This is a genomic window from Methanosarcina sp. 2.H.A.1B.4 (assembly GCF_000979385.1).
In the GTDB taxonomy this organism is placed as follows: Archaea; Halobacteriota; Methanosarcinia; order Methanosarcinales; family Methanosarcinaceae; genus Methanosarcina.
The window spans coordinates 1-11070 of record NZ_JJOV01000086.1 but is presented as its reverse complement, the minus strand read 5'-3'; the positions used below and the strand labels follow the sequence as shown (position 1 = coordinate 11070).

Genomic DNA, 11070 nt, shown 5'->3' with positions numbered 1-11070 from the left:
CCTGTTATCCAACTTGCTTTCGCATTGTGGTGACAGCAAAATACCTCAGTCCTTGCTTGGTTTTCGCTTCGGAAATCAGCATGGAATGAGAGACTTCAATTCTGTTTCATAAGAGATATATATTTTAATAAAGATATGGATGCCAAACAAGGCTGAATTATAGGGAATTGAGATCTCTAAAGCCCTGAAGAAGGTGAAATCCTGAAAAATAAACTTCAGGCAGCTAAAGATCTAAATCATATACATTAAAAGGATCGAGTTCTAAAACAAATGCTCTAAGAGAATGGAATTCAAAAGCAGATACTCCAACAGACTCTAAGGACTCTAAATAGGGTTTAAACTCGATATTAAACAGGAAAAAGATGGTTGAGAAGTGGGTTGATGAAAAAAGGAACACTTGAGTATAATTGGATGGAATGTAGGAGATTTATAGTTATCTGGATAGTTTTTATTCTTGTTTTTTCACTTATTTCATTATCGGCGGGATCAGGAACCGAAGTTGACGAGAAAGGACCGGGAAACTATACTTACAGCCTTGAAAATGCAGGAACAGACCCTGAATTAAAAATAGTAACCGATAATGATGTGCAAAGCGAAGAAAATACTGGAGAGGACCTGGACTCAAAAGAAGATATTGGAACCTCTACAGATAATCAAGAAACTGACATTGAGAATCTTGAGATAATAACAAAGGAATCAAGCAGTTCAGATGATCAGGAAAGTCTCGAGGAAATTCAGAAAACAGAATTCGATTCAGAAGAAGGTACATATAATCAGGAAAGTGCTGAAGAGAACCTGAAAATAGAAACAGATACGGAAAAAAACACGGGTAGTCAGGAAAATCTTGAAGAGAGCACTGGAATAAAAACCGAAACAAACCAGGATACTGACAATCAGGAAAATCTTGAAAATAATCAGGAGGCAGGAAAAGTAGAAAGTTGCAGCAAAGCTAACCTGGAAAGTGCCTATAAGGCCACAATACAGAAAGAAGAAACAGAAGAAAATCCCGTAACGAAAACTGAAATGAAAACCGGATCATGTGAGGGGTCAAAAAACCTGGAAATTGTTGAAGTTGAAACTGAACCTGAAGGAGAGGCGGGCAACGGAATAACAAATTCCAATAGCGGAGGGTTGGAGCCTGAAACCACAGTAGAAGCTTACAACGGGGAAAACTTTGCAGGCACCTATGAAAACACAGGCTTTACAGGCGTAGCCCAGACAGAAGTATCTAATCATGAAATCAAAAAATCAACCAGATTAGATAAAAAGCAGAAATCGAACACCGACCTCTCAACAGAGAGTCAGAGCCCTTCCACCCTGAAAACCGAGCAATCAATTCTTGATACTGCAGGCTCACTCGGACTTGAGGGTCTAGAACCCCGGATCAGAGAAGAAGCACTTCAGGCAGCAGAGGTCGTAAAGAAACCTTCTAAACTGGCTTCCTTCCTAATAGGTCTTGTGGGAACGCTCCTTATCGGGATTACAACAATAAGGGGCAGAATGCGCTAAAGCAAAAAACAGGAAAAAAGGTTCAGAATCGGAGAGAACGACTGAAAAAATAAAGGAGTTATCTAACAGGGAAGCCTGTCACTTTAACTCTCAACTTATTTTTTCGGTCTCGCACCCTCCCAATTTTCCTTCACGCAACTTACCTGTAAATACATTACCAGCATAGCGAACTGCTTGTGTGAGCCCGAAAAAAGTACCTCAACTTCTTTAGACTTCTTTAGTCATGAACTGCATTGCACATGACCGGGCATTGTAAATGCCAAAAAACACATTATCTACATCATACACCGTATCTATATGACTACCACATCAACCAACCACAAAGCCGGCCTCTGACGTGCAGTCTAAAAAGTTTTGGTCCTGTTTTTGACAGATTCTTCTTAAGTGGTCATATTTTTCAGCACCCATCACCTTTACCAATTATGGAACTCTATTATTCAGTCAAACTTCTAAAACCTGAAGTTTATCTTGAAACATCTTACAATTTTACAGTATTTTCGATTTGTCGTAGTTCCGAATGACGATTCTCATTAGTTTACGATTTTTCCTCAATCGTTCACAAGAAAAGCCTTAATTTCATCGATTCAGATTACGTTTTTGATAATGTGTTCTAAAAATGTGAGTATTGTAAAGTCCTGAAGTAAAATTTGTGCATAGTCTCAACTAACCGATGTTATGATTTTCAATATACTTTTGATTATACATTCATATGTAAAAAACTGGTTTCGGAACTAAGTATATTAGGAACTACTGACAATGAGAAAGAAAGTTTTATCAATGATCTTATTTTATATAACACACAGTTTTATAAATAAGCTGAAGATATCATCTTAGCCCATATTAATTTTAACAGGGGATCAGCATTACGGAAAAAAGCCCTCATAGTAAGTTCGCAGGTAAGGGGCTTCCTGAAAAGGAGCTGCCCGACTTTTTTGAATCTAAAGAAGAATTGAAAATATTCCTCGAAAGTATTCCACCGGTCATTTTCATAAGAAAAGCCGAAGCTGGCTTTCCGGTAGAGTTTGCTTCTACAAACGTATCAGGGCTCGGGTATGAGCCTGCTGATTTTAAGGCGGGAAAAATTCTATATGCTGACATAGTTCACCCTGAAGACCTTGAAGCTTTTAATTTTGGGGTTATAAGCAACTCTGAAAGGGGAATTAAGGATTACACCCTGGAATACAGGGTCCTCACTAAAAACGGGAACGTACGCTGGGTTGAGGACAGGACTCTCATCCAGTACGGGAAAAACGGCAGGATAAGCCGTTATTTCGGGATTGTTTCGGATATTACCACTTGCAGAGAACTTGCAGAAAAGCTGGAGCAGGAGGAGCAGAAATTCAGCTCTTTGCTTAACTCAAGCAGCAATATTATAATTATCCTGGACAGGAACGGAAAATTCCTGGAAACAAACGAAGGGGCGTGTACTAACCTGGGGTACAGTAGAGAAGAACTCCGTAAGCTTGCTCCCGCAAACATCGATACCAGGTATGGAAACCAGTTTTCCAGGCAGGTTAAGAAAATATACCAGGAAGGGAAAATTGCCTTTGAGACCACCTATCTGAAAAAAGATGGCACCTCTATCCCGGTAGAAGTGGAAGCCCGTGTAATGGATTACGAGGGCAAAAACACGGTTCTTATAGTTGCAAGAGATATCAGCGAGCAAAAGAAGATAAAAAGAGACCTCTCAAACTCACTAACAGTAAATAAAGTCTTGGAGTTAATTGTAAGCAGCAGCCCTGTAGTTGTTTTTCTGAGCAGCCCCCGGGAAAAACGGCCTGTGGAATTCATAACTGAAAACGTAATCCTTTTCGGGTATCCGGCAGGGTCTTTTACCTCAGGAGAACTTACATATGAAGACATTATCCATCCCCTTGATATTGAAAAGGTAAGGGATAACCTGTTCAGAAATTATAAGGAAGGAAGAAACGACTTTATCCAGGAATACAGGATTCTCACAGCATCCGGAGAGGTCCGCTGGGTGGATGAGCAGACGTTTATACATTCCAATGAAAAAGGGGATATCGAATACCTGTACGGAACAGTTATTGACGTTACTGAAAAAAGGCAAAGCTCTGACTTCCTGCGTCTCCGCCGCAATACCGGCATTGCCCTTGCTTCCACAGATGAACTTCAGGAAATCTTAAAGCATCTCCTTGATCTGGCTCTTGAGGTTGAGCCTCTGGATTCAGGCTGTATCTATCTTATGGACGAGGGCAGCAGCGAGCTGAAATTAAAGACCTGCAGGGGATTGTCCCCTGCTTTTGTGAAAGCGGCGGCCGGTTTTGGGAAAGCTCAGGGGTTGGCAAACCTGCTCAGGATAGGAAAACCTGTTTACAGGCACTATTTTGAGATTAAAAATATGGCATCTCTTGAGACTCCACCTGAAGAGAAGCTTCGGGCAGCTGCTTTTATTCCTGTATACTCAGGTGGTCGCTTTGCCGCAGTCATACAGCTCAGTTCCCATAAGGCAGACGAAATTCCCGAAACTTCCAGAAGACAGCTTGAAACTATTGCCCTTGAACTCGGAAACGAGATCAGCAGGATAAAAGAAAAAGCAGAACTCCAGCAAACCAGCAGCGACTTCCAGGGGCTCTTTAAAAGTATAAAGGACTTTATTTTCATAGTGAACCATGAAGGCTGCATTGTACACTCTAATCCTGCTTTCCGCAAGCACCTCTCTTATACGGAAAAAGAACTCCTTGGAAAGAATATCCTCTCCTTCCATCCCCAGAACCGGGTCCTTGAAGCCGCAAAAAACTTTTCTGAAATCCTTGAAGGAAAAACATCCCTGTACAGCGTGCCCTTTGTTGCCAGGGGAGGGACAGAGATTTTTGCCGAAACCAGATTCAGTAGAGGATCATGGAGGGGACAGGAAGTCCTGATCGCCCTCGCACGTCCCAGGCTTGCGGAGTAAGAAACAAAAGAAACAGAACAAACAAAAGAAACAATGGATTCCTCCGCATTTTAAGCAACAAAATTATATATCTATTTTTAATCGTCTTCGCTCGCTCAGAGGACAAAAGAGAGAAAAATTAGCCTATTTCCTTTTTAAACAGAAAAAACTACAGGCGTAATAAATTTGGTTTCAGAAAAACAAATATATAAGTTTATCCTCTGCGGAGGTTTTACCATGTTTAAGAGAATATAGCCGTATGATAATGATATATAAGGGAAACTCAAAAAAAAGATTTAAGTTAAAAATTGTTTCATATGAACGGTTCTGAAGTCTTCAGATTTTTCCATGTATATAAGTCTTCCGAAATTATCCTGTTTGGAGAGGGTTAAAACCACGAGAAATACATTATAAGTTAGTGAGCTGTAGATACAGAAAACTCACACCAGCACGTTGGTTCCTAACTATGTGAACCCTGATGGGGGGCATAGATCAGTACTCATGCGAATAGACCCAAACAGACTGAAAAAGTACCGCGACGTCTGGAACCGTAAACTGCACATCGCAGGGCCGGGTACCATAAACACCCAAATATATTATCTACCACCGCATCTACCATATCTACCACATCTACTATATCTACACACCACAAACCCGGCCCTGGTGTGCAGTTGAGATATTTTGAAAACTCCTTTTTTGAACAAGCCTATTTCTGGGCTGAACAAGCCTGTTTCTAAGTTGAACAAGCCTGCTTTTGAAATACCCTGTTTCCGGACAACCTGCTTTTGAACAGTTTCATTGCGGAAAGCATATATTAAAACCGGAAAACGACCCATTCTGAAGTTTCGGGGAAATATATTTAATTCCATTCGCCTTTTTATTTAATGGGGAACATAAAATTACTGCAGACCTGCACTTTGAGGGGATGGTACCACCGTTACAAAAGAAGAAGTTATTGAGGCTCTAAAGAGCTGCTACGACCCCGAAATTCCGATCAACGTTATTGACCTCGGACTTGTTTATGGGATAGAGGTAAAAGAAGACCGGGTACGAATAAGGATGACCTTGACTACGCCCGGATGTCCCATGGGAGATCTTATTGCTGAGGACGTAAAACGAAAGGTAGAAGCAATCGAGGGGGTAAAAGAGGTCAAAGTAGAGCTTGTCTTGGACCCTCCCTGGACTCCGGACAGGATTTCGGAAGACGCAATGAAGAGGATAACGAAATAAAACATTAAGAACTGAAAAATTAAGAACTGAAAAATTAAGAACTGAAAAATTAAGAACTGAAAAATTAAGAACTAAAAACTTTGCATTAAAAGTGGGGGAATAAATATGGGAAATCAGGGTCTTACCGACCTGCCAATGAAGATCAAGCTGCCTGAACCGGATGCTGCGGGCAAAAGTCATATCGAGGAACTTATTGCAAAACGGAGGTCCTTACGTGAATATGCCGACAGAGAACTTTCCGAGCCGCTAATATCTCGTTTCCTCTGGGCAACCCAGGGGATCAGTTCAAAAGGGGAGTTAAGGACAGTACCTTCTGCAGGCGCACTTTACCCACTTGAAGTCCATATTGTCATAGGGAAGGGCAGCGGACTTGAAGCCGGGATCTACAGGTACATTGCAGAAGAACATTCCCTTATCCAGGAAATCTCTGGCGATATGAGGACAAAGCTCTCTGAAGCCGCCCTTTCCCAGAGCATGGTCAACAACGCTCCTGTTTCGCTTGTTATCTCTGCAGTCTACCCGCGCATAACAAGCAAATACGGAAAAAGAGGCCTCAGATACGCCCATATGGAAGCCGGGCATGCCTCCCAGAATGTATACCTGCTCGGGGTTGAACTGGGAATCGGAACCTGTGCAATAGGAGCTTTTGACGATGAGGAGGTAAAAAAAGTCCTTAAAATGCCCGCAAATGAAGATCCGCTCTATATCCTGCCCCTGGGTTACATATAAACTCATATAAACATATGAAATTGTACATAAATACTTCAAATTGCACAGAAATGCTTTGAACTGCAGATAAATGCTCTGGACTGCATATAAATGCATAAAACTGCATTCAAATGCTTTTCCGGCTACAGGCAAATCAGGATGGACCCGAAAAAATAACTCCGCGAGAGCTCAAAGAGAGCTCAGATGTTCCTTTTCACCGCCAGGTCCATTTCAGCATTTTCCCTGACCAACCTTCCTCCGGAAAGCGTGTAGATAACGGGTCTTGCATTGGCCAGTCTGACTTTGCGGATGTCTTCATTGGAAATTCCTTCGATATGCTTAATCAGCGCCCTCAAGCTGTTCTGGTGGGCGCAGACTATTACATTTTTTCCTTCCTGAAGAGCTGGGATGATCTCCTTTTCAAAATAGGGAACTGCACGTCTATAGATATCTTTGAGGCTCTCTCCTTCAGGAGGCCCTTCGTCAAAGCTCCGGCACCAGTGAAGGATCTGTTCTTCCCCGTATTTCTCTTTCATTTTGTCCTTTTTCTTTCCCTGCAATATCCCGTAATAGCGCTCGTTTAAGGCTTCACTGGAATAGATCGGGATAAGGTTCTTTTCGGTTTCTGGAGGATATGAATACCGGTTTTCTTTTTTGTCCGTCCCGGCTTCATCTCCTCTTTCGGTCCTGCTTTTCCCTGTCCCGGCTTCATCGTGGACAAAGACCCCTATCTTCTTCTGCTTTGAAAGGATAAGAAAGAGGGTTTCTTGCGCCCGGACCAGCTTTGAAGTAAAAGCAAGATCCAATCCAATCTCCTCAAGTTCGGCAGCACAGAGCAGGGCTTCTTCTATCCCCCTGCCGGTCAGAGGGACGTCAACCCAGCCTCCAAACCTGCCGTCAACATTCCAGCCGGATTCCCCGTGTCGTACAAGTATCAGGTAACTCATCCAGATCTTCCAATCCCAAGACTTAATGCTTGTTTTTTGAGACAAAAAATTCTAAATTTTAAAGCTGAATGAGTATAATTGCTGAGTTGACTATAAAAGTATCCATCTCACTCCTTATCCGAAAGGTATTCTTCGGAAAACATTTTTACGGTGAGGTAAAAGTAAGCCAGGAGAAGGGGACCGATGATAATCCCTACAAGTCCGAAAAGGGAGACTCCTATAACAATCCCGAGCAAAGATTGGAAAGGATGAATTTCTCCTACTTTTTTCTGGATTACAGGCCTGAAGAGGCTGTTGTCTGCCATGGTTATGAAAATTCCTGTCACAAGGATGCCTATTCCTGCAGTATAGTCCTGCTGGAGAAGCTGAATGATTATTGCAGGAACCCAGATCAAAGGGGTCCCGACCACGGGCAGGAAAGACAGAATTGCTGCGATAGATCCCCAGAGAAAGGCTCCCTGGATTCCAAAAACAATAAAGGAAGCAGTCAGAATTCCACCCTCGATCAGGGCAATGGCACCGCTGGCTATCAGGGTTGTCCGGACAATGTTCCTGAACTCGTCCAGGAGAGTAACTGTATTCTTTTTATTGAAAGGGATTGCCACAAAGATTTTTTGCATAAAATCCGAATCTTCCCCTGTTAAAAGATAATAAAGCAGAAAATACATTATCAGGAAACCAATTATCTGCTGGCTTATGTTCTGAATCGAGCCCAGAATGAGTATACTCAGGTAATTGGCGGCTTCCGAAACCAGATCCACTATTTTTTCATCTAGTCCGGTCTGGAGGATATCGTAAGGGATATCAATTCTTGAAAAAAGATGGCTAAAAAGCTGACTTTCGGACTGAATAGAGATAATAATAGATTCCCGGTCAAGTAAAATCTGCTGGATTTCACTGATAACCAGACTCATGAGAAAATAAAGGGGAATCAGTATAAGGAAGATCGAAATAAATATTACCAGAACTGCCGCAATTTGCCTGTTAAGCCGGGCTCTTTTCAGGAAAAAGTGGTAGAGGGGTTTGAAGATTACAGAAAGAATAAAGCCTCCAAAAAAATAGTCTATGTACGGAAGAACTGCATAAATAATAACTGCACTCAGGATAATAATAAGAAGAAGAGCCAGTGCCGTTCTAACATACCTTTCCATCAGATATAATCTGATTTTGTATTATAAAATTATATAAGCATAAGAGTTCCTCCCTGTCCAACCCGGGCCTGAACCTGAATTTGGAATTGCAAAAGCTGGGCCTGCAGTGAAACCTGCCACGAAGAGTTAGAGGCAGTGAGGGGAAGTGGGAGGCAGTTAGACAATCAAACAATTAGAGGCAATTAGAGGCAATTAGAGGCAGTTAGAAGCAGTCAGAGGCAGTTAGAGGCAGTCAGAGGCAGTTAGAGGCAGTTAGAGGCAGTTAGAGGCAGTTAGAGGCAGTTAGAGGCAGTTAGAGGCAATTAGAGGCAGTTAGACAATTAAAGGCGAAACCCAATTAAAGAAAATCCGTAATCAGAGTCTGCCTTTCATCTCTTTCTCTAAATTTTGTGACCCCCACACCTACAAGCCTGAATTTCCGCCTGCCCATGAATTCCGACAAAAGCTGAATGGCTGTCCTTTTGATCGCGAAGATATCAGAAGTCCAGATAGGGAGAGTCCTTGAGCGCGTATAAGTGGAAAAGTCCTCAAAGCGCACTATAAGGGTTACGGTTTTGAAAAGAAAATGGTGTTTCAGGAGAGCTACGTGCACGCTCTCTATAAGAATATCCAGGGACCCGGAGATTTTCACAGGGTCATTCGTATCCTCTGCAAAGGTTCCGTGCCTGCTGATTGACTTTACGCCTTCCTTTTCAACGACCTCTTCAAAGTCGAGCCCGTTTGCAAGCTGCTTCATCCTGAGCCCCATTTTTCCAAACTTTTCCGAAAGCAACTGGACATCACAGTCTGCAAGCTCGTCTACCCTGCTTATTCCCATCTCTTTCAGGGTTTCCGTTGTCTTTTTTCCAATTCCCGGAATCTTAGAAACTGGCAGAGGAAAGAGAAAATCCCGAACATCTTCAGGCCTGACAACTGTAAGCCCGTCGGGCTTTTGAAAACCCGAAGCAATTTTTGAAATAAGCTTGTTAGGCCCAACCCCCACAGAACAGGTGATCCCCTGCTGCCTCTGCACCTCGTCCTTTATCCTGAGAGCATAGAGGGCAGCCTCTTCAAAATTCCTGATCTCAGGCCCCGGTATAAGATAGGCTTCATCAACACTGACCTGCTGGAACTTTTCTGCAAACCCCCGCAAAAGCTCCATTATCCCTGCTGAGACTCCTGCATAGAGTTTCATGTTCACAGGCAAAAACACAGCACCCGGACATAGCCTGAACGCCTGTGAAATCGGCATTGCCGAGTGAATTCCATACTTTCTTGCCTCGTACGAACAGGTGCTTACAACTCCCCTTCCTGACCCTCCTTCAGGATCGGAACCCACAACTACGGGCAGCCCTTTAAGTTCTGGCCTCTCCCTGACCTCTACAGACGCAAAGAAGCTGTCCATATCTACATGGAAGGTAATTCGCCTTTCGGAAGTTTTCGTTTCAGGATTGGGGGCAGGCATCACATAAGATAGAATAAACATGTAAAAAAGGTTTGAGGAAGTCGGGTGAAAGTATTAATCCGACGGTTCCTCCTGTACATTGTCTGCCCCGTACATTGTTGCTTTAGATAAAAAACACACTCCTATAGCCGGCATGCAAATAGTCCAGTAAAAAGCCAGGGGCAACAACACCGCCTCAATGCTCGACCATTTTGAAATCTCTCTGAGTGCGAGAATAAGAAAAAACATAGAAAAAACACTGGTTGCAGATGAAACTGCAACATATACGTTTGTCGAACCACAGTGTCCATTTGAGGCTAAAAATAATAATGCAGAGCAGGGGGACAGGAACACCAGTATAATGATCCAGAGCGTCTCTATTGCGCTTACCGGGTCACCGAGAAATGATTTACCATTAGAATAGACCAGAAAATTTGTTATAACGAATGCAGATAGAGAAATGCACAGAGGGATTGTCAGATACCAGCGAGTGAGTGTTTTTCTGGTTTCCAGTAAGAAAAGCAAGGAACCAAAAAGAGAGATAATGCTCAACAATTCGATGATGGTGATGAAGAGTAAATCGGATGCTATAAAAACCGGTGTTATAATAGACATGGAGCGGAATATGACGGATACAAAACCTGTAACCCACGTCATCATAAAGACAACTGATGTCAACGCCAGCGCAATATTTATCCTCATTAAATCATCACCGTAAAATGTGAAGTCAGGTGAGTATGAAACGGGCTGTCATAATTTAATAATGAGATACCGACGGCCGATTCTTGCTGGCTCCAATGTGACAGACCCTTCATACAGGGTGCTGAAACTCCATCTCCATGGTATAAAATGGACACCCTAACCTGAGATGCAAATATTAAATATATCTTACTATAATATATTTTTCTATAATAGAGCCTATTCTGTTGAATAGCTTACCGGTTCTGAATTATTCTGAAGCCGTCTTGCTGCTGAACATGTTTTAAACTTCACATATACTTTATAGGGAATTAATAGAAACTATAAATTTTTTCATTTTTGACTGAAGTTCCAATTCCCTAAAAACTTGTACTACAATAAACTTCAATATTCGAATCCTGCGGCCTGAACTGTGGCTTGAACTATGGCTTGAACTATGGCTTGAACTATGGCTTGAACTATGGCTTGAACTATGGCTTGAACTATGGCTTGAACTCTGGCTTGAAC

9 protein-coding genes are annotated in these 11070 nt (G+C 42.4%); 6 read left to right on the top strand and 3 right to left on the bottom strand.

Going from position 1 to position 11070, the window contains the following annotated elements:
• Positions 1-381: 381 nt before the first annotated feature.
• From EO92_RS16820 to EO92_RS14250, 4 genes are all read left to right on the top strand, one after another.
• Complete coding sequence (locus EO92_RS16820) at positions 382-1509, top strand: hypothetical protein (protein WP_052734376.1); 1128 nt, start codon at positions 382-384, stop codon at positions 1507-1509.
• A gap of 949 nt (positions 1510-2458) precedes the next feature.
• Entirely contained in the window at positions 2459-4426 is a 1968-nt protein-coding gene (locus EO92_RS16815; protein ID WP_052734375.1) for a PAS domain S-box protein, read from the top strand.
• A gap of 933 nt (positions 4427-5359) precedes the next feature.
• The gene (locus EO92_RS14255; protein ID WP_048172562.1) at positions 5360-5635 is read left to right on the top strand and encodes a metal-sulfur cluster assembly factor; all 276 of its coding nucleotides are present in this window, start codon (positions 5360-5362) and stop codon (positions 5633-5635) included.
• 105 nt (positions 5636-5740) lie between these two features.
• Positions 5741-6364: a SagB/ThcOx family dehydrogenase gene (locus EO92_RS14250; RefSeq protein ID WP_200896784.1), complete on the top strand. Its 624-nt coding sequence runs from the start codon at positions 5741-5743 to the stop codon at positions 6362-6364.
• A 179-nt stretch (positions 6365-6543) separates the two neighbouring features.
• On the opposite strand, the gene EO92_RS14245 is transcribed toward EO92_RS14250, so the two are convergent.
• The 3 genes from EO92_RS14245 to dinB form a co-directional block, all read right to left on the bottom strand.
• A complete protein-coding gene (locus EO92_RS14245; RefSeq protein WP_048172559.1) occupies positions 6544-7290 on the bottom strand; it encodes a histidine phosphatase family protein in 747 nt (248 codons plus the stop codon).
• Positions 7291-7397: 107 nt separating this feature from the next.
• Positions 7398-8441: an AI-2E family transporter gene (locus EO92_RS14240; protein WP_048133664.1), complete on the bottom strand. Its 1044-nt coding sequence runs from the start codon at positions 8439-8441 to the stop codon at positions 7398-7400.
• Positions 8442-8778: 337 nt separating this feature from the next.
• Positions 8779-9888: a DNA polymerase IV gene (gene dinB, locus EO92_RS14235; protein WP_048172564.1), complete on the bottom strand. Its 1110-nt coding sequence runs from the start codon at positions 9886-9888 to the stop codon at positions 8779-8781.
• Between the two features lie 175 nt (positions 9889-10063).
• Between dinB and EO92_RS18675 the strand changes: the two genes are divergently transcribed.
• Positions 10064-10288: a hypothetical protein gene (locus EO92_RS18675; protein ID WP_048172557.1), complete on the top strand. Its 225-nt coding sequence runs from the start codon at positions 10064-10066 to the stop codon at positions 10286-10288.
• Positions 10289-10324: 36 nt separating this feature from the next.
• Positions 10325-10582, top strand: a complete 258-nt coding sequence (locus EO92_RS18670) for a hypothetical protein (protein WP_048172555.1) — start codon at positions 10325-10327, stop codon at positions 10580-10582.
• Positions 10583-11070 lie beyond the last annotated feature (488 nt).

Coding starts and splice junctions, on each gene's coding strand:
- EO92_RS16820 (WP_052734376.1), top strand. CDS start 382: ATGAAAAAAGGAACACTTGAGTATAATTGGATGGAATGTAGGAGATTT.
- EO92_RS14250 (WP_200896784.1), top strand. CDS start 5,741: ATGGGAAATCAGGGTCTTACCGACCTGCCAATGAAGATCAAGCTGCCT.
- EO92_RS14245 (WP_048172559.1), bottom strand. CDS start 7,290: ATGAGTTACCTGATACTTGTACGACACGGGGAATCCGGCTGGAATGTT.
- EO92_RS14240 (WP_048133664.1), bottom strand. CDS start 8,441: ATGGAAAGGTATGTTAGAACGGCACTGGCTCTTCTTCTTATTATTATC.
- EO92_RS18675 (WP_048172557.1), top strand. CDS start 10,064: ATGCTCGACCATTTTGAAATCTCTCTGAGTGCGAGAATAAGAAAAAAC.
- EO92_RS18670 (WP_048172555.1), top strand. CDS start 10,325: ATGCACAGAGGGATTGTCAGATACCAGCGAGTGAGTGTTTTTCTGGTT.